Annotated in this window: 13 protein-coding genes; 10 read left to right on the top strand and 3 right to left on the bottom strand. The window is 71.8% G+C overall.

All coding sequences use genetic code 11. The features are described 5' to 3' along the window. Window positions 1-19: 19 nt before the first annotated feature. Window positions 20-1,591, bottom strand: coding sequence for a GTPase Era (gene era, locus WME95_RS32975; RefSeq protein WP_437903319.1), 1,572 nt, complete (start codon window positions 1,589-1,591; stop codon window positions 20-22). Window positions 1,592-1,825: 234 nt separating this feature from the next. On the opposite strand from era, the gene WME95_RS32970 reads away from it, so the two are divergent. Continuing rightward, a complete protein-coding gene (locus WME95_RS32970) occupies window positions 1,826-4,408 on the top strand; it encodes a glycosyltransferase family 39 protein (RefSeq protein ID WP_437903318.1) in 2,583 nt (860 codons plus the stop codon). 129 nt (window positions 4,409-4,537) lie between these two features. Beyond that, window positions 4,538-5,038: a TIGR02266 family protein gene (locus WME95_RS32965; protein WP_437903317.1), complete on the top strand. Its 501-nt coding sequence runs from the start codon at window positions 4,538-4,540 to the stop codon at window positions 5,036-5,038. A gap of 87 nt (window positions 5,039-5,125) precedes the next feature. On the opposite strand, the gene WME95_RS32960 is transcribed toward WME95_RS32965, so the two are convergent. Next, window positions 5,126-6,118 carry a zf-HC2 domain-containing protein gene (locus WME95_RS32960; protein ID WP_437903316.1) on the bottom strand — a complete coding sequence of 331 codons (993 nt, stop codon included), beginning with the start codon at window positions 6,116-6,118 and terminating at the stop codon, window positions 5,126-5,128. A 19-nt stretch (window positions 6,119-6,137) separates the two neighbouring features. Further along, window positions 6,138-6,758, bottom strand: a complete 621-nt coding sequence (locus tag WME95_RS32955; RefSeq protein ID WP_012238576.1) for an RNA polymerase sigma factor — start codon at window positions 6,756-6,758, stop codon at window positions 6,138-6,140. Between the two features lie 328 nt (window positions 6,759-7,086). Here WME95_RS32955 and WME95_RS32950 point away from each other — a divergent pair, with 328 nt between their 5' ends. The 8 genes from WME95_RS32950 (at window position 7,087) to WME95_RS32915 (ending at window position 19,490) form a co-directional block, all read left to right on the top strand. Continuing rightward, entirely contained in the window at window positions 7,087-7,992 is a 906-nt protein-coding gene (locus tag WME95_RS32950; RefSeq protein WP_437903315.1) for a hypothetical protein, read from the top strand. A gap of 26 nt (window positions 7,993-8,018) precedes the next feature. Beyond that, complete coding sequence (locus WME95_RS32945; protein ID WP_437903314.1) at window positions 8,019-10,427, top strand: tetratricopeptide repeat protein; 2,409 nt, start codon at window positions 8,019-8,021, stop codon at window positions 10,425-10,427. Between the two features lie 386 nt (window positions 10,428-10,813). Beyond that, on the top strand, window positions 10,814-14,824 hold the full coding sequence (locus tag WME95_RS32940) for a tetratricopeptide repeat protein (RefSeq protein WP_437903313.1): 4,011 nt from the start codon (window positions 10,814-10,816) through the stop codon (window positions 14,822-14,824). Continuing rightward, window positions 14,821-16,173: a tetratricopeptide repeat protein gene (locus WME95_RS32935; protein ID WP_437903312.1), complete on the top strand. Its 1,353-nt coding sequence runs from the start codon at window positions 14,821-14,823 to the stop codon at window positions 16,171-16,173. The genes WME95_RS32940 and WME95_RS32935 overlap by 4 nt, the downstream gene beginning before the upstream one ends. 14 nt (window positions 16,174-16,187) lie before the next feature. Further along, window positions 16,188-16,436, top strand: coding sequence for a hypothetical protein (locus WME95_RS32930; RefSeq protein WP_012238571.1), 249 nt, complete (start codon window positions 16,188-16,190; stop codon window positions 16,434-16,436). A 9-nt stretch (window positions 16,437-16,445) separates the two neighbouring features. Further along, entirely contained in the window at window positions 16,446-17,066 is a 621-nt protein-coding gene (locus WME95_RS32925) for a hypothetical protein (protein ID WP_437903311.1), read from the top strand. Window positions 17,067-17,256: 190 nt separating this feature from the next. Continuing rightward, complete coding sequence (locus tag WME95_RS32920) at window positions 17,257-18,702, top strand: AgmX/PglI C-terminal domain-containing protein (protein ID WP_437903310.1); 1,446 nt, start codon at window positions 17,257-17,259, stop codon at window positions 18,700-18,702. A gap of 212 nt (window positions 18,703-18,914) precedes the next feature. Next, the gene (locus tag WME95_RS32915; protein ID WP_437542999.1) at window positions 18,915-19,490 is read left to right on the top strand and encodes a hypothetical protein; all 576 of its coding nucleotides are present in this window, start codon (window positions 18,915-18,917) and stop codon (window positions 19,488-19,490) included. Window positions 19,491-19,516: the final 26 nt, after the last annotated feature.

The raw sequence follows: 19,516 nt of genomic DNA, 5'->3' as shown, positions 1-19,516 counted from the left end.
AGGGCTGGCTTTGCCGCGCTCACGAGGTCTCTCCCTTGTTGTAACCGAGCTCGTCCAGCCGCTCTCGCGACTCACGCCACTCTGGCGTTACCCGGACCCAGAGCTTGAGGTTCACCTGCCGGCCGACGAGCTCCTCTATCCGGAGCCGAGCCTCCGTGCCGATGCGCTTCAGCTGCTCCGCGCCGGCGCCGATCAGGATCTTCTTCTGCCCGGGCCGCTCCACGTGGATGGTCGCGTCGATGTGCAGCGCGCCCTCGCCTGTCGGCTCGACGTAGCGCTCGATCTGGACGGCGCTCGCGTGGGGCACCTCGGCCTTCGTCGCGCGCAGGATCTGCTCGCGCACGTACTCGGCGGCGAAGAAGCGCGTCGGCCTGTCGGTGAGCTCATCGGGCGCGAAGCCCCAGTCCCCCTCGGGACAGAGCTTCGCCACCTCGTCGAGCACGCGCTGGACGCCGTCCTCGCGCAGCGCCGAGATGGGGACGATCGCCGCGAACTCCCGGAGCTTGGCGAACGCGTCGAGGAGCGGCAAGAGCAGCGCCTTGTCCCGCATCCGGTCGACCTTGTTGAGCACGAACACCACCGGCGCCTCGCTCCCCAGGTCCGCGAGCAACGTCAGATCGCTCGGGTGCGGCGCGAGCGGCGGGCCGTCCTCCCCCTCCTTCACGCGCCGCGGCAGGCGCGCGGGATCCGGCGCTTCGGTCACGAACACGATCACGTCGGCGCCCCGCGCCGCCTCGCGCGCCGCCTGGTTCATCACGCGCCCGAGCTCCGTGCGCGGCCGGTGCAGGCCGGGCGTGTCGAGCAGCGCGATCTCCGCCGGGCCATGGTGCACGACCCCGAGGATCGCGTCGCGCGTCGTCTGAGGCGTCGGCGAGACGATCGCGAGCGGATGGCCGAGCGCCGCGTTCAGCAGCGTCGATTTGCCCACGTTGGGGCGCCCGACCAGGGCCACGCGCCCGGATCGTTTCGGCAGCGCGGCGTCGGTCTCCTCCGTCCGCCTCGGCTCGGCCGCCTTCCTGCGCTGCTGCTGCGCGGCGCCTCGGCCGGCCGGCCTCCCGTCCGGGAGCCGTCGCCCCTCCTCGCCGCCTCCCGCGCGGGGCCCACGCCCTGCCCGGCTGCGGGCCGCGCCGGAGGAGCGCGCCGCGGAGCCCCTCTGCTTGGCCGTCTTCTCACCCTCGCCCCGCTCTGCAGCGCGCGCCGCGCCGGCCCGCCGCTCCTTCTCCTTGCCCGGCTCTGCAGCGCGCGCCGCGCCGGCCCGCCGCTCCTTCTCCTTGCCCGGCTCTGCAGCGCGCGCCGCGCCGGCCCGCCGCTCCTTCTCCTTGCCCGGCTCTGCAGCGCGCGTCGCGCCGCCCTGCTCGCTCGCGCGTCGCGATCTGTCGTCGGCGTGCGCCTGATTTTCGCGCCGGGGAGGGCGACCTCGCGGGATCGCCGCGTCGCTCGCCCGGGGGGCTTCGCTGGATTGCGCTCCCCGGCGGCTGCCTGGGCTGTCTTTCTTGGCAGGAGGACGGGGGCCGCGGGAAGCCGAGGCGGGCTTCGGCGCCTGCGGGCGCGCTTTCGCGCCCTGGGGCGCGCTCTGAGGACGGGCTTTCACCACGCCGCGCGCGATAGCAGACGCCCAGGGGGGCTACAAACGCTTCCCCACGATCCGTGGTCACGCGCGCGCGAAGGCGGTAAGGGGATGCCCTGCATGTCGAGCGTCCACCGAGGGGACCCACAGCGCGGAGCCCCGCCCGCCGCCCCCGACCCGCACGCGAGCGGAGCCCCACCCCGCGCCGAGGTGCCCCCTCTCGAGGCGCGCTCGGCTGAGATCGGTGACGCGCCGGCCATGGACCGCGACCGCGCGGCCGCCGGGAGCGGGCGCGCCGGCCTCGCGAGGCTCGCGGCCCTCGCGCTCGCGGCCCTCACGCTGCTTCCGCTCATCGGCAAGAGCGGCATCTGGGACCCCTACGAGCTCGACCGTGCCGACCTGGCCCGCCGCATCGCCATCCACGTCTTCGGCGCGCGCGGCGTGGATCTCCCGGACGCTCCCGGGCAGCTGCCGACCCTGACCGACCTCGGCATGGGCGAGCTCGGGTTCACCTCGATGGCGCTCGGCTTCCGCGTGTTCGGTCTGCACGACTGGGCCGGGCGCCTCCCGCTCGCGCTGTGGGGGCTCGCCGGCGCGCTCGTGCTCTACGAGTTCCTCGCCCGCCTCGTCGATCGAAGGGCCGGCCTGTACGGCGTCGCGGTGCTCGTGACGATGCCGCTCTACGTGATGCAGGCGCGCACCCTGCTCGGCGACATCGTCACGATGGCCGCGCTCACGATGGCGTTCTGCGGGCTGACCGGCGCGCTGCTCGAGGGCGGGCGAGGGGCGCAGCGCGGCGCCCTGCTCGCGTCGGCCGCGTGGCTCGCCGTGGGCATCCTCGGCGTCGTGGCCGGATACCTCAGCCGCGGCCTGCTGATCGGGGTCGCCGTCCCTGCGCTCGGCGCCGGCCTGACCTGGCTCCTGCTCCGGACGTCCGGCGCCTGGCCCGCGCCGGAAGGCGGGGGGCCCACGCTGGGCGACCTCGTGGGCGCCGCCGCGCTGGTGCTCGGCGTCGCGGCGGCGGCCCAGGGCGCCCTCGTGCTCGCGAGCTCGAGCGCCGGCGAGCCGCTCCCCCGCGCCCTCGGCGTGGCGCTCCTCAAGAAGCCGCCTGTCGAGTCCACGTTCGATCTCACGCTGCGCCAGCTCGGCCACGCCCTCTTTCCGTGGAGCGCCTTCCTGCCGTTCGCCGTCGGCCGGCTCTTCCGAGCCCCCGCCGCGGACCGAGCGGGCGAGGTCATCGCCCCTCTCCTCGATCGCGAGGCCGGCGTCCGGATCGCCCTGATCGTCACGTCCGCGCTCGCCTACGGCGCCTTTGCGGTCCTCGCTCCGCACGCCGGGGCGCTCCCGTTCAGCGGCCCCGCGCTCCTCGCCGCCATCGCGGCGCTCGCCATCCGCGATCTCGAGCGCGGCGCCCCCTCCTCGCGGGCGCTCGCCGTCGGCTGCGCCGTGCTCGCCTTCGTGCTCTACCGCGATCTCGTCACCTCACCGGACAGGGCGCTCAGCGTCTTCTCGGTCGACAAGCCCGTCTTCCCGAAGAGCTTCGAGGGCGAAGCGGCCTCGGCGATGCGCTTCGTCCTGCTCGCGTTCTCCGGCCTCGTCGCGCTCACCTGGTTCGAAGAGCAGCCCCGCGAGCTCGATCGCAGCTTCCGCGCGTGGGCGCGGCGCGTCCTCGACGAGGTGCACGCCGGCGCCGCGGAGCTCGCTCGCATCTGGAACGGCAACCTGCTCTTTCTGCTGATCGTCATCGAGGCGGCGCTCGTCGGCGTCGGCGCGATGCTCTTCGTCGGCAAGCGCATCGGGTGGGGCACCGTGGCGAGGATGCCGAACCACCTCGCCGCATACGGGTTGAGCGCCTGGTGGGCGCTGCCCATGCTGATGGCGGTGAGCCCCGTGCTGCTCCTCGTGGCGCGCGACGCGTTCCGCCACGCCGTCGCGCGCGCCTCCCTCCCGCGCGCCGTCGGCACGCCGCTCGCCGGCCTCGTCGCCGGCTTCGCGCTGAGCTTCTGGTACTATCCGGCGCTCGCGGCCCAGCTCTCGCCGAAGGAGGTCTTCGCGTCCTACGAGTCCCTTCGCAAGCCCGGCGAGCCGCTCGCGACGCTCGGCGTCCGGAGCCGCACGGCGGCCTATTACCAGGGCGGCGAGGTCACCTCGTTCACCGATGTCCTGCAGGCGTTCGACTGGCTCACCGCCGCGGGGAGCTCGGTGGACGGCGTCGCCGCTCCGGTCGTTCCCGCCGCTCGCCGCTGGCTCGTCGTGAAGTCCGACGATCTGCCCCGGTTGAACAGCCTCTTTCGCAAGCGCTACCAGCGCAACCTGCCCGTCCTCGACGGCCGCTCCAGCCAGATCCTCCTTGCGTCGAACGAGCTCGGGGGCAGGCCGAACGAGAGCTGGCTCGGCCGTATCGTCCTCGACGAGCCCGCCGCTCCCGAGAACCCGCTCGACGCGATGCTCGAGGATCAGCTGGAGGTGCTCGGCTGGGAGCTCACCGACGACGACGGCCGGAAGGTCTCGAGCGTCGTCCCTCAGAAGAGCTACCACCTGCGGACGTACTTCCGGGTCCACCGGCCGATCACCGGCAACTGGAAGATGTTCGTTCACATCGACGGGTTCCAGCGTCGATACAACGGCGACCATCCCGTGATCGAGGGGCGCTACCCGCTGAGCCTGTGGCAGCCGGGCGACGTCATCGTGGACGACCACGAGCTCCAGCTCGAGCCCAACTTCACCCCGGGCGACTACACGCTCTACTTCGGCCTCTTCGCCGGTGAGACGCGCCTTCAGGTGACGCGCGGGCCGGAGCACGAGGACCGCATCCGCGGCGGCGTCATCCGCGTGCGGTGAGCTGCCCTCGTGGGGTTCCCGACGCATGCCGCGCTGCGCGGCTCGTCTTGCGCGGCCCGGCGACGCACGCGTGCTTCTCCTCGTCGAGCGCCCTCGACGCGCGTGCGGAAAGCGGCTAGTCGCAGACTCATGACCGGGGGCCGTGGGGACTCGAACCATCCGCCCGACCCGCCGGGCGGTACGCCGCCGTCCTGCGCGCAAGCCGGCGCCTACGGCGACGCGCATCGCCCCGGCGAGGACGCCGAGCACGAGGCCCCCGCCCCGGATTCGCTCGACCGGCGCTCGTCCGAGCGCCTCGACGTCACCTGGCTCGTGGACTGCGAGACCGATGACACGTTCCTCTATGCGTCCATCACCAACATCTCGGAGATGGGCATCTTCGTCCGCACGACGCAGCCTCTCTCGATCGGCACGCGGCTCACGCTCCGCTTCTCGCCGCCGGGGGTCGACGGCTCGTACGTGCTCGAGGGGACGGTGCAGTGGATCAACGAGGTGCGCCCCCTCCACGACAACCCGAACCCGGGCATGGGGGTCCGCTTCGTGGATCTCACGCCGGACGATCGCGAGCGCATCGTCGGCACGATCAGGACGATCGCCTACATCCGCGACGCGCCGGTGAAATCGAATTGACGCTGGCGCCGCCGCGGCGCGCGCGGTGAGGTCGAGGCGCGGCGCCGGGGATGGCGGAGGCGCGGCCGCGCCGGCGCCCGCAATCCGTCAGCGGGACGTCGCGGCGTCGGCGGGCGCCGCCTGCGAGGGGCCCGCGGCACCTTGCTCCTCGGCGTTGCGCGGCGGCGCCGCGGGCATCGCCGCCTTGGCCGCGGCGCGCCGCGCCGCAGCGGCGGGGGCGGCGGCCGCCGGCGCCGAGTTCTGCGCCTGCGCGCCGGCGGCGTTCGCCTCGAGGTCCGCGAGCTGCTGCTCGGCGCGGTCGCCGTAGCCCTTCGCGGAGCGCAGCGCGAGCAGCAGCTCGCGCGCCTTCGCTGTGTCGCCGGAGGCCTGGTAGCACCGGGCCGCCTCCCACATCGCGGCGTGCGCGGACGGCGTGCCCGGGTACTGCGCGCCGACCTCGTCGAGCTTGCCGACGGCGGCCGCGCAGCCCGACTTGCGTTGCAGCGCTTGCGCCTCGTGGAGCGCGGCGCTCGCGCCGTCGTCCGGGGACGCGGACGCACGCGCGCTCTTCTCCTTCGCCGCCTCCGCCCTGGGCGCCTCGTTCGCCTTGGCTTCGGCCGAGCGCCGGCCGTCGCCTTCCTCCATCGCGACGGCCGTGGGGGTAGGCGCGGCGGCGCGGGGCGCCTCGTGCTGATCCGACGACGCGGGCTGGCCCCACTCGGTGACCCGCACCGGCGCCACGCCCGTCTTCGGCCGCAGCAGCAGCAGGCTCGATCCGATGACGAGCACGAACAGCGCCGCCATCGCCAGCTGCGGCCGCATTGCGTGGCTGCCGGCCCAGGCCAGCGCGCGGAGCGCCTTGCGCCGGAACGGCGTCTTCTTCTGCGCGACCTCGACGGCGTCGAGGATCCGCGCCTCGAGCTCCTCGCTCGGCTCCTCGAAGGGCAAGGCGCCGACGTCGCGGGCCGCGCGCAGCCCCGCGAACGCCGACGCGCACCGGGCGCAGCCGTCCATGTGCCGCTTCATGGCCGCATACGTCAGCTCGTCGAGCTCGTCGTAGAGCGCGTCCATCACGTGCTGGTCGAACTTCTCGCAGTCCATAGACAGCTCTTCCGGAGCGCTAGCGCAGCGCCCTCGCGTAATCCTCGTACTCCGAGAGGGCCTCCTGGAGCCGCTCCAGGGCGTAGCGCATCCGGCTCTTCACCGTGTTCTCGGGCACCCCCACGATGTGGGCGATGTCCTTGAAGGGCACGTGCCCGATCTCCCGGAGCAGGAAGACCTCCCGCTGCTCGTGCGGGAGACCCTCGACGGCGCGGACGATGCGCTGCCCCATCTCGGTCCCGATCGCGACCCGGTCCACCGCGGCCTGGGGCGCCGGGTCCGCGGTCCGCTCGCCGAGCGTCGGGCCGTCGCCGCCCTCCCCGGAGCCCTGGTCGAGCGACGGGTGGCGCCGGAGCGACATCTTGCGCAGGTGATCGATGCAGACGTTGCGCGCGATGGCGAACGCCCAGGTGGTGAACCTGGCCTCGTGCTTGAAGTCGGAGGCGCTCTGCACGATCTTCACGAACACATCCTGCACCAGATCCTCGGCGATCGCAGGCCCGCGGACCTGTCGCAGGATGAAGTTGTAGATGGACGTTTTGTGCCGCCGGACGAGCCCGGCGAACGCCGCGCGGTCGCCGCCCTGGAAGCGCATCATCAGGGCTTCGTCCGTGACCTCCTCTCGAGAAATCGGGACCATCCTAGCTCCCGGAGCGGCCGAGCCTCAGCGGCGCTCCTTCGGCGGCCCGGGCAGCGGGGTGTTCGCGGCGGCGGCCGCGGCGTCGGATCGGACGCGCGGCGCGGCTCGAAGATCTGAGGAGCACTCCTTCCCCTGACACAAGCGCACCTTAGCGGATCCGCCCCCGAGCGAGCGAGCCCCCTTCGCCCGCAGCGCCGGCGGCCGCCGGAGGAGGAGGCAGGTGTCCAGGTCGTTGCGCTCGGAAGCCTGCCGCCACTAGACTCCCCGGCACCGGGCGTGAGGTCGCCCCCCTCTGCTGACGAGGGTTCAACCACGAGGTTACCTTTCGATGCGACTTATCAGGATGCTGGCAGTGGGGGTGGGAGCCTCGTTCTTGATGTCGATGCCCGCCTTCGCGCAGGCCCCGGGCGGCGCGGCGGGCAAGGCCGCTGCTCCCGCTCCCGCCGCCTCTGTGGCGCCGGCGGCCTCCACAGCGCCGGCTGTCCCCGCTGCGCCTGTCAGCGGAGCGAAAGCCGCTCCCGCGCCTGCTTCCGCGACGGGCGCGCCGGCTGCGGGGGCGGCGGCGCCTGCCGCGACGGTCGCCCCCGCTGCGGGCGCGACGGCCGCCCCGGCGGCGCCTGCTGCCCCGACGAGCGCCCCGGCCGCGGGCGCGGCCGCCGCTCCGGCGATGGATGGTCCGACCTATGCGGTGCGGCTGCGCGATCTGGAGCAGCGCATCGACGAGCTCAAGGAGCAGATCCGCCGCAGCCACACGCGGCTCTCGCTCCTCAGCGACACGATCCTCTCCGGCGGCGGCGCCGGCTCGCGCGCCGCGATCCGGTTCAACAACGAGCTGTCGTCCGCGTTCCGCGTCACGCGCGTGCTGATCGTCCTGGATGGCGCCGTCCAGTACAACAAGACCGATCAGTCGGGCGCCCTTGCCGAGCAGACCGAGATCCCGATCTTCAACGGCTCCGTTCCGCCGGGGGATCACACGCTCCAGGTGCTCGTGAACCTGCAGGGCAACGGCTACGGGGTGTTCTCCTACCTCCGGGGCTACCGCTTCGAGGTGCGCTCCAGCCATTCCTTCACGGCGGTCGAGGGCAAGACCATCAACCTTCAGGCGGTCGCGTTCGAGAAGGGCGGCGTCACGACCCCGCTCGAAGAGCGGCCAGCCGTCCGATTCGTCGAGAAGATCGTGAGCGGCCTCTCGGATGCTCCCGGGCAGCCGTCCGCCGCCGCGGGTGGGAAGTAGGTTCGAGCTCGTTAGGACAAGCCACCATGACCTGGGACACCGGATCGCGGGTACTCCCTGCCTTGCTTGGCGTGCTCGCGCTCGGCGCGGCGACGACCGCGGCCCCCGCCGAAGCGTGGGCCCTGGACGCTGAGCGCGCCTACACGAGCGCCTCTCAGCAGATCGGCAGCGTCACCTCCGGGCTGGGCGCCATCCAGGCGGCGATCCACAAGTCCCGCGGCGAGCAGCGCACGCCGGCCCAGCGCATCGCGGATGCCCAGCTCCTCATGGGCTCCAGGGATTACGAGCGGGCGGCGAACGTGCTGAACCAGGTGGTCGAGAAGTACCCCGACCATCCGACGGCGTTCCCGGACGCGCTCACGCTGCTCGGGGAGACGTACTTCCGCTCGAAGCAGTACCTCTCGGCCCGCCGGGTCTTCCAGCGGATCGTCGCGAGCGGCGCCGAGCCGCGCTTCGCCGCCTACCAGGCGAAGGCGCTCGGCCGGCTCGTGGACATCTGCCTCCGGATCAAGGACTACGACGCGCTCGACGCCGTCTTCGCGTCGATGAACAGCGCCCCGGCCTCCACGGCGGGGAGCGCCCTCGCGTACGCGCGCGGCAAGGGCCTCTACGTGAAGAAGGACTTCGGCGGCGCGAAGGCTTCGCTCGGCGCGGTCGATCCGCAGAGCGAGTACTTCCACCAGGCGAGGTACCTGCTCGGGCTGATCGCGGTGAAGGAGGCGACGCCCCCGCCCGAGCCGCTCAAGGAGGGCGAGGCGCCGCCGGCGGTGCCCAAGACCCGCTACGTCGCCGCGATCGATCTGTTCCAGAAGGTGACGCAGCTGCCGGCCGACACCCCGGAGCACCGGCGCGTCATCGACCTCGCGTGGCTCGCGATCGGGCGGCTCTTCTACGAGGCCGACCAGTGGTCCCAGGCCGTGCAGGCCTACGGCCACATCGACCGCGTCTCGCCCGAGTTCGGGACGATGCTCTACGAACTCGCGTGGGTGTATGTCCGCCTCGGCGACGTGGATCGCGCCCAGCGGTCGCTCGAGATCCTCGCGATCGCCGAGCCGGACAGCCAGAACATCGCGGACGGCTCGCTGCTCCGCGGCGACCTGATGCTGCGCGCGGGCCGCTTCGAGAAGGCGCTGAAGGTGTACGAGGGGGTGCGTGCCACGTACGACCCGATGCGCGCGCGCGTGGACGCGTTCCTCGGCTCGACGAGCGATCCCGCGGTCTACTACGACAAGCTGAGCCAGGAGCAGCTCGAGGCGCTCGACACGACCACCTCGCTCCCGCCGCTGGCGGTGCAATGGGCGCGCGAGGCCGAGGACGGCCCGGCCGCGTTCGCGGTGATCGACGACATCAACCACTGCCGCGAGCTGATCAAGCAGTCGAACGAGCTCATCGAGAAGCTGAACGCCGTTCTCAGCTCGCCCAACCGGGTGCGCGCGTTCCCGGAGCTCAAGGCCGGCGAGGAGAAGGCGCTCGCGCTGCTCAACCGGGTCGCGCTGGCGCGCCTCGCGCTCGGCCAGGGCATGGACGACGTGGAGGACGACTCGCTCTCGGGCGAGATCGGCGGCGCGCGCGCGAGGCGCAGGGCGCTGGAGAAGCGCCTCGCGCGGGTTCCCGTCACGGACGCCGACTTCCAGGATCGCGAGGCGCAGGCGCTCAAGCAGTGGAACACCCAGTCGCAGCGCCTGCAGCAGCTCACGCTGCAGATGGACTCGCTGCAGGCGACGGTCAACGGCCTCAGGCGGCTCCTTCGCGATGGCCCGCACGCCGGAGTCGTCCGGGATCCCGCGAGCATCGCCCGGTTCGAGATCGAGCTCGCCCAGAACGAGCGCGACCTCGCGCTCTACCGCCAGCAGGCCGACGTGCTCCGCAAGCAGGTCAGCGCGGGCCGGGTCCAGGTCGGCTTCGGCGATCAGCGCTTCATCGAGGACGCGCAGGTGCGCAAGGCCCACCGCGACGCGTTGACGCGCGAGGTGGAGCTGGCCGCGGCGGGCGCCGGCGGTGCGGAGCTCGCGGCGTACGCGCAGCGCATCACGCCGGTGCTCCGGGCCGGCGACGCGGCGGACGCGAGGGTCGAGGCGGCGCTCCGCGACATCGAGGGGGAGGTCGCCCAGAAGTCCTCGGGGCTCCGGCAGATCGTCGGCCGGGAGACGGCGAACGTCGTTCACTACTCGGTGCAGCTCGATGGGCTCGACCGGGAGGCGCGCCTCGTCGTCGGCGAGGTCGCGATGCGAAACTTCGGCCTCGTCCGCGACCGGCTGAAGAACATCATCCTGCGCGCCGACGTCGGCATCACCGAGGAGGCGTGGGAGGTCCGCGAGGAGCAGATGACGCGCGTTCGCAGCCTGCAGGTCGAGCGCGCCCGTGAGGATCGGGTCCTCAAGGAGGAGCTCAACGAGGTCCTCGACGACAGCGGCGATCCGGAGGACGAGAAGTGAGCAAGGAGCGTGGTGGCGCGAGCGCGCCGCAGATCTCTGGCGCGCCGCGAAGAGGGGCAGGGGCGCAGATCCTCGGACCGGCGGTCGCGCGCGCGCCGCTCGGCGCTGTGCGAGCGGGGCGCCGTCGCCCGCGCGGCGCGCTCGGGTTTGCCAGCCTTGCCCTGGTGCTTGCGGTCGCGCCGCTCGCGCTCTCTCAGCCGGGTGGCCAGCCAGCGCCGGCGGCGTCTGCCGTCCCCGCGGCCGCGCCGACCACGTCTGCGCCGACCCCGCCTGCGCCTGGCGCCGCGGCTGCGCCGACCCCGCCTGCGCCTGGCGCCGCGGCTGCGCCGACTGCACCTGGCGCCACGGCGCCGGCCGCGCCAGCGGTGCAACCCTTCGCGCCGCCGATGTCGGTCGGGCGCAAGCAGGCGCCGCCGCCTCCTCCTCCGACGCCGGCCCAGCTGGCGGCGCTCGCCGCGCTCGAGAAGGAGGCGGCCGCCTACGAGAAGGCGGCGCGCGACTACCGGAGCGCCATCACCCGCATCGTGCAGCACCACTACGAGGACAGGCGCCGCCGCATCCTCTCGTCGCTCGACCGCGAGATCGAGATCGAGAGGAAGGGGCTCCGCGACGCCCGGGAAGAGGCGATCCGCAGGCTCGAGGTGTTCGTCGAGCGCTACAGCGGCCCCAACGCCCACCCCGAGAACACGCCCGACGCGATGTTCCGCCTGGCCGCGCTCTACGAGGAGCGCGCCCGCACCGACACTGACGCGAGCGAGGATCTCAGCGTCGCGCTGCTCCCGGCCATCGCGCTCTACAAGCGCGTCATCCGCGAGTTCCCTCAGTACCGCGAGCTCGCCGGGATCTATTACTACCTCGGCCATGCGCTGAACGATTCGGTCCGGTTCCCCGAGGCGCAGCAGGTGTGGCGCTCGCTCGTGTGCCACACCAAGTATCCCTACCCGGTCGAAGTCGACCCGAAGGATCCGACGCGTGACACCGTCGGCAAGCTCCCGCAGGACCACGACAACGATTACTGGACCGGCTGGGAGGCGCGCCACCCGACGCCCATCGGGTCCACGCCAGGCGGCCGGGCGCTCCAGGGCACGCGCAAGGGCGCGCGGGGGCGGGCGCCCGTCACCGAGGACGAGACGGCGTACGTCGATCCGTATCCGGACGACTGCCAGCCGATCCCGCAGAAGACGGCGCTCGGCGCGGAGCCCCGCTACATCGCCGAGGTCTGGTGGCAGATCGGCGACTACCATTTCAACGAGATCGACCGCGCCGGCGGCCCGTTCAACTACAACAGGGCGGAGTCGGCGTACCGGCAGTCCATCAAGTACAAGAAGCCCCCTGTCCACGGCGTCGCGATGTACAAGCTCGCCTGGACGTACTTCAAGCAGCAGCGTTACGAGACCTCGGTACGCCAGTTCATCGAGCTGCTCCGCTACACCGACGAACAGGAGAAGCTGACGGGCGATCCTGGCGCGGATTTCCGCGCCGAGGCGTACACCTACATCGCCGGCTCGCTCACGTACCTCGACTTCGTCGGCCCCGGACCGGACGAGCCCTACGTCCCGCGGAACGACGTCCTCGACGTCGAGACCGACCCGCGCATGGCCGAGCAGAAGATGCGGATCGCCATCGAGCGCGTCCAGGATCCCAAGCTGATCCCGCAGGATCAGAAGTGGACGGTCGAGATCTACAAGGCGCTCGCGCTGGAGTTCAAGGAGCTCAATCAGTACCGGAACACGATCGAGGTGAGCGAGATCCTCCTCAAGAAGTGGCCGATGCACCGCGACGCGCCCGTCGTCCAGAACCAGATCGCGGACATATACGACACGCTCACCTCGCAGTCGCGCGAGGGGACGGCCGAGCGGGCGATGAACTCGGCGAAGGCGCTCGAGGCGCGCACGAAGCTCGCCCAGTACGTCGGGACGACCCCGTGGGTCGAGGCGAACAAGGACGATCCCGAGGCGATCCAGACCGCCGAGCGGCTCGTGCGCGGCGGGCTGCGCCGTGCTGCCGCCGATCACACCAACGCCGGAAGCGCGCTCGTGCAGCAGGCGCTGACGGTCGACGACAAGGAGACGCGCGACCCGATCTTCGAGCGGGCGCTCGGCGAGTACCGCCTCGCCGCGCAGGGCTGGGCCGGCTACCTGGCTCAGGACGAGAACGCCCCGGACGCGTACGAGAGCCGGTACTGGCTCGCCGACGCGCACCACATGGTCGTGGTCATCACGGTGGCGATGGATCGCTCGCCCGCGACGCACGAGATCGAGCAGGCGAGGAGCTCGGCGGTCGGCGTGCGGGACTCCAACGAGGACGACAAGTACCTGCAGCCCGCGGCGTACATGGTCGTCGACACCGCGCACCAGGCGCTCCTGGATCGACACAAGCTCTTCCAGCGAACGAGCGGCGCCGAGGGCATCGAGCCGCGCGAGAAGGTCAAGATCGTCGGCGAGGGCGACCAGCAGCGCGTCGTCGCCGAGCCGCTGCCCCCCCAGGTCCAGGCGGCCGTCACCGCGCGGGACGAGTACATCCAGCGGGTCCCTCCCGCGCTCGACGCCCCGAAGAACATCGACCTCTACGCGTTCCAGGCGGCCGACTACTACTTCCTCTACGGCCAGTTCGCCGAGGCGCGCAAGCGGATGGAGCCCATCTACGAAGCGCAGTGCGGCAAGACGGAGTTCGGCTACAAGGCGTGGGAGCGGCTCACGACGATGTCGAACCTCGAGAACAACGTCGAGCAGAGCCGCAAGCTCGCCGAGGCGGCGCTCACGCGGAGCTGCGCCGTCAGCGAGGAGCAGAAGCTGAAGGAGGGCGACATCGCCCGGCCGACGATCTCCCGCGGCTATTACATCGACGCCGCCCGGGCCTTCGAGAAGGCCGAGAAGATGCCGGACGGCCCCGCGCGCGTCGCCGCCTGGCGCGAGGCCGCGGCGCTCTACAAGGTCGCGCTCGAGAAGGCGCCGGCCCGCGACGAGGCGCCGGAGGCCGCCATGAACGGCGCTTACTGCTACAAGCAGGTGGGCGACTACGACCAGGCCATCGCGATGTACTCCCTGTTCATCAAGGAGTACGGCAGCGAGGAGAACCTGTCGAAGCTCGAGAAGGGCGATCCGGGCGCGAACCCTCCGAAGAACCCCGATCCGAAGCGCTACGCCGACCGGGTGAAGTACCTGAAGCAGGCCTACGACGCGCTCTCCGCCGCGTACGTCCTCTTCTTCAACTACCGCAGCGCGGCCGAGACCTACGACACCATCGCTCGCAACGGCCGGTTCGAGCAGGCGGCGCGCCGGGACGCCGCCAGGAACTCGGTGCTGCTGTACGCGAACATCGGGGAGCGCGACAAGATGACCGCCTCGCGCGCCACCTTCATGAGCCTGAACCCGCCCCCCGAGCAGAAGGCCGACATCGATTTCCTCGTCGCCTCGGCGGACCTGAAGGCCTGGGACGAGCGCGGGGCCGACGAGGGCCCGAACCGCGCCGCCCGGACCAAGGCCACGCAGTCGATGGAGGCCTATTACGCGGCCAACAAGAACAACCCGGCCGCGAGCGGGTATGTCGTCCAGGCGGCGTACCATGCATCCAAGATGCGCGCCGCCGGCGGCGATCCGAAGGCGCGGGACTGGTGCAAGAACACCATGACGGCGTTCACGTCCTTCCGGAACTCGGCGACCGGCGACAAGGTGAAGGCCCTCGGCTCGGTGCAGGCCGACATGGCGGCGGAGTGCGCCTACAAGGCCATCGACGATCGCATCAAGGCCGAGTTCGATTACGACACCGGCCATCACCGCTACGAGGGGGTCATCGATCAGGTGAAGCGGGCCTTCGAGGCGGATCTCGCCAAGGCCAACGACAGGTACTGGAAGGAGCTCCAGGAGGTCATCACCGCCTACGAGTCGCGGTCGTGGTCGGTGGCCGCGCGGGCGCGTCAGGGCTCGCTCTACGACTCCTGCCGCACCGGCCTCTACAACGCCCGCCCGCCGGGGCTGAGGCTGTACACGGACAAGGAAGAGAAGCTGCTCAAGCTCGCCGAGACGAGCGATCGCGAGGATCTCCAGGAGACGGCCGACGCGCTCCGGCAGAACCGGCGCGAGCAATGGCGCGCGGCGCGCGAGCGGCTCCTCACCGACGCCGACAAGGCGATGGTCAAGTTCTACGTCGAGTCCGTCGTCTGGGCGAAGGCGTGGAAGGTCCGGAATCCAGCGGTCGACCTCGCGATCCAGCGGCTCGCGTTCTTCACGGACATCCTCGGCGACGCCAAGCTCCGCGAGTGGAGCCAGGGGGTCATCGATCCCGAGACGAAGCGCCCCTTCGAATACAAGGATGGCCTCTTCCTCCGGACGCGGCCCGGCATGACCCCGCCGCTCGCGCCCGACGGCCTCCCCCTGCCCCTGCCGGTCGTCCCATGATGCGCCGCCTCCCTGTCACCCTCTTCGCCAGCCTGCTCGCGGTCCTGTCGCCGTTCGCCCTCGCGTCCTGCGGCGAGGAGGCGACGCCGCCGCCCAAGGTGCCCACGGTTCCAGCGGGGCCCGCCGCGACCGCGCCCGCCCAGGCGCCGTACGGCATGAACGACGTGCCGAGCTCGGCGCGCCCCTACGATCTGCCCGCCCAGACGGCTGCGCCGGCCATGAACGCCCGGGCGGCGGCGTTCTACCAGAGCGGCCTGCAGGCGTTCGCGACCGGCGATCTCGTCAACGCGAGGGCCCAGTTCGGGCAGGCGACGCAGGCCGATCCGCGCGCGCACCAGGCCTTCTATTCGCTCGGCGTGGTGCAGGAGCGGCTCCGCGACGCGGGCGCCGGCGCGAGCTACCGCCAGGCCTTCACGCTCGTGCCGGACTACGAGCCCGCCATCATCGCGTACGCGATGCTCCTCGCCAGGAAGAACCAGCTCGGCGAGGCCGAGCGGCTCCTGAGCGAGAAGCGCGGCCAGATGCCGAAGTCGGCGGCCGTCGCGGCGACGCTCGCGGAGGTCAAGTCGCTCCAGCGGGATACCGGCTCTGCCCAGCGGATCGCGCAGGAGGCGCTGAAGATCAACCCCGACTACCGGCCGGCGATGGTGATCATCGCCCGCGATCACTACAGGAACCGGCGCCTCGATCTCGCGCTGTACGCGCTCCAGGCGATCCTCGACGGGTTCGAGCCGGTCAGCGAGAACCCGCCGCGCGACAGGGACAACGCCGAGGCGCTGCTGCTCCGCGGCCTGATTTACCGGGAGCAGGGGCAGCGCGCCGCGGCGCTGGAGGAGTTCCGCAAGGCGGTGACGCGCCGCCCCGATCTCGTCGAGGCGCGGGTGCAGCTCGCGACCTACCTGCTCGAGGCGGGCAACGCGCAGGAGGCGCTGCCGCTCCTCGAGGGCGCCGTCCGCTTCGATTCCGAGCACGTCGCCGCGCACCTCAACCTCGGGGACGCGTACCGCCTGCTCGAGCGCTACGCCGACGCGAAGCGCGAGTTCGACTGGGTGCTCGCCCGCGACCCGAACCTGGCTCAGGTCCACTATGATCTCGGCCTGCTCTACCTGTTCGCCCCGGCCGTCCCTGGCATGACGCCGAAGCAGCAGGTGGCGGAGGCGATCAAATCGCTGACGAGGTTCCAGGAGCTGCGCAACAAGGGCCAGCGCGACGACTCGGAGGAGCTCCTGAACCGCGCCAAGCTCAAGGAAGGGGAGCTGAACGCGGCTGCCGCCGCGGCTCAGCCCGCGGCTCCTCCTCCTGCCGCCGCGCCGGATGGAGGCGTCGCCGACGCCGCGACCGACACGTGAGGGAGACCATGAGCATGTACAAGGCACTTGCGCTGGGTTCGGTCCTGCTCGCGATCCTCGGCCACGGCGCGCCGGCGAGCGCGCAGGAGAAGGGCAAGCAGCGCGGGGTCATCACGCTCGCGGAGGTGACGATCACGGGCCGCATCCAGAAGCCCATCGCGGCCGTCGACGTCAGCCGGATCCAGCCCAAGCTCACGCTCGCCGAGCTGCGTCAGCCGTTCCTCGACCGCATCGAGCAGGCGATCTTCAAGGAGCCGTTCTAGGCGGCCGGTGTGTCCGCCGTCGCCGTGCTCTTGAGCGCGCTGTCGATCGCGTCGAGCGCCGCCTGCGCCGCGATCTCGTGGAAGCACCCCGCGCAGGTCGCGCGCGCGACCGGCGGCGACCTGATGTCGCTCGCGCGCTCGCTCCGCGCGCTGCCCGGCGAGGCGCGGCTGGCGGAGCTCGCGAGGCGGTCGCCGCCGGAGAGCTGGGAGCGCCGCCTCGCGCTCGAGGTCATGGCCGCCGCCGACCCGCGCGCGAAGATCGCGGCGGCGAACGAGCTCCTCGCCGAGATCGAGCAGCGGCTCGACGCCGGCGCGGGGTGGCCGCGCGCGGCGGCGCGCCTGTCGGCGCTCGCCGCGCTGTTCCTGGCCACGCTCTCGTACCTCGCCCAGGCCGGGCCCTCGGTCATCGCGCTCGTCCTGGGCGCGGGGGGCGCCGGCGCGATCGCATCCGCGGCCGCTGGGCGGGCCGGCCGCGCCGCTGCCGCACGAGGGCGCGAGGCGATCGACGCGCTCGTGCGGGTCGCCCTGGAACCGCTCGATAACACAGATAACGTCGATGGCATCGATGGCGTCGGGACCCCACGGCGCCCTTCCGGATCGCCTCGACGCTCTCGCCGGGCGCCCCGGTGAGCGCCGCGCGCTCTCCTGGACCGCCCCGAGCTGTCCGTGTACCCTCGCAAATTATGGTGCCCTCCGCTGCGCGGCGCGTCGCTCGCGGATCCGGGCCCGGGGCCTGCCGGGCCCCGGGGCGCGGCTCCGTGAGCCGCGCGCGATCGCGATCGGCGCCCGCTTCGTCCCCCCTCTCCCGGAGTCCTTTGGAATGACCCAGCAGCCCCCGCACCCCACCCCGTCGCGCCCCGGGCAGCCCGGGCAGATGACCGCGGTCATGCGGGCGGTCGCACCGGTGACCGGCCCGAAGGTGCTCAGGATCGGCCTGGTTCAGGGGGGAAAGGTGATCGAGGAGCGCGTCATCAAGCAGCGCACCCACGTCACCATCGGCCCCAGCGAAAAGAGCATGTTCGTCATCCCGAGCAAGAGCATCCCGCCGAATTTTCGGGTGTTCGAGCTCGTCGGGGGCGAGTACTTCCTCAATTTCCTGGACGGGATGACCGGTCGGGTCGCCTTCAAGGGCGGCGTCTCCGAGCTCTCCGCGCTCAAGTCGTCGGCCAAGCGCGTGGCGGTCGGCAATGTCCAGGCCTACCAGGTCCAGCTCAGCGAGGAGGCGCGCGGCAAGCTCGTCGTGGGGGAGACGACGTTCCTCTTCCAGTTCGTCGCGCCGCCGCCGGTGCAGCCCAAGCCGCAGCTGCCCGTCTCGGTGCGGTCGGGGATCGCGAACGACATCGACTGGACGACCACGATCATCGCCGCGTTCTCGTTCCTGTTCCACTTCGGCGCCGTGGGGTCGATCTACTCCGACTGGATGGACCCGGTGGTCGACGATGAGATCGACGTCGCGCAGCTGCTCGAGTCCGTGAAGCAGCTGCCCCCGCCGCCGGTGGAGCAGCCGAAGGAGGACGTCGAGGCGCCGGCCGCGACAGCGGCGCCTGCTGCCGAAGCGCCGAAGGCCGCTGGCGGTGGCAACAAGGGGGCGGCGGCTGCCAGCCCGGGGAAGGGCTCTGGCGGGATGAGCGACGCCCGCGCGTCGGCGCTCACCAACGAGCTCGCGCAGCTCGACATGCAGATGCTGGGCGCGCTCAACTCGAGCGGGAACGCGACCGCCAGCGTCCTGAGCTCGGGCGACGTGCCCACCGGCTTGCTCGAAAACGCGGCCGCGTCAGGGGCGGGCGTCGGCAAGGGCGGCGTGGCGGGATTGAACATGGGCGGCGCCGGGGGTGGCACCGTGCGACCTGGCGCGGCCGGCGGCGGCGGCCTCGCCACGATTGGCAACACCGGGACCAGCGGCCCTGCGACGGCCGGCTCGGCACAGACGGTCAAGGGGCCGGTGGGCAACGCCCAGGTGGGCGGCGCCGCGGTCTCCGGCGGGAGCGTCTCGAACGCGACCTCCGTCGTGGCCGGTATGACCGCCGGCTTCCGCCGTTGCTACAACAAAGGTCTTCAAGAGGACCCGAGCATGAAGGGGTCGGTCCGGATCACAGCGAAGATCGGCCCCAACGGCGAGGTGCTCTCGGCGACCCCCTCCGGCGGCGGCGGGCTGTCCGGCACGGTGGTCTCGTGCGTCGTCGCGCGCGTCCAGAGCGCGCAGTTCGCGCTGCCCGAGGGCGGCGGCGCGACGGTTGTGATTCCTGTCACTTTCGTGAGCCAATAGCCCCCAATGCTTTCCGGGTCCGTGAACAAGACGCAATTCTCTCTCCTCGCTTGCACGTGAATGGCGTGCTGACGTCGCGCATCGAACGGGGAGAGCGCCGTACGGGGGCTCCCGACGGACGCGCGCTGCTGGCTGCTCGGCATGTTCATTGCGTTTTGACAATTACGTCTGCCCGCACCTATACTGCGCGGGTCTGACTTCCGGAGGCTTCGATGAAGCGTGAACAGATCCCTGGCTTCGCCGCAGTGGCGCTGATCTCGGTCGTTGTCGGCCACGGGATCGCCGCTGCGCAGGCGCAGACGGCGCCTCCGCCGGACGCCTCCGCCGGCCTCGCGCGGCAGGTGACGCTCTCGCCCGCAGAGCAGCTCGCGCAGAGCGAGACCTCCCTCGCCCGGATGGACGGAGCCCGCACGTCGGTTCGTCGCCAGCTGGAGACGGCCCGGTCGCAGCGCGACGTCGTGAAGACGCTCTGTCTTGACGACAAGCTGAATCAGATCGATGTCGCCATCCGCTCCGCCCGCGAGCGGCGGCAGGGCCTGGAGCTCGCCGTGAATCGGCGTGACGTCGATCTCTCCAACCATGAGTTCACTATCCTGACGGTGCTGCGGCAGCGGACCGAGCAGCTGACGGCCGAGGCCAACCAGTGCATCGGACAGGAAGCGGGCTTTATCGGCGATAGCGCCGTGACGGCGACGATCGATCCGAACCTCCCCAAGGACGATCCTTCCGAGTATCCCGTCAGCCAGATCATCATCGAGCCGCCTGCGTGCAGTAGCTGTTTTCGGTAGGCGACCGCCTCTCTCGGATTGCCACT

Source organism: Sorangium sp. So ce327, assembly GCF_051530205.1.
GTDB classification, from domain to species: domain Bacteria; phylum Myxococcota_A; class Polyangia; order Polyangiales; family Polyangiaceae; genus Sorangium; species Sorangium cellulosum_B.
The sequence above is the reverse complement of the archived record's forward strand: the minus strand, read 5'-3'. Positions and strand labels throughout refer to the sequence as shown.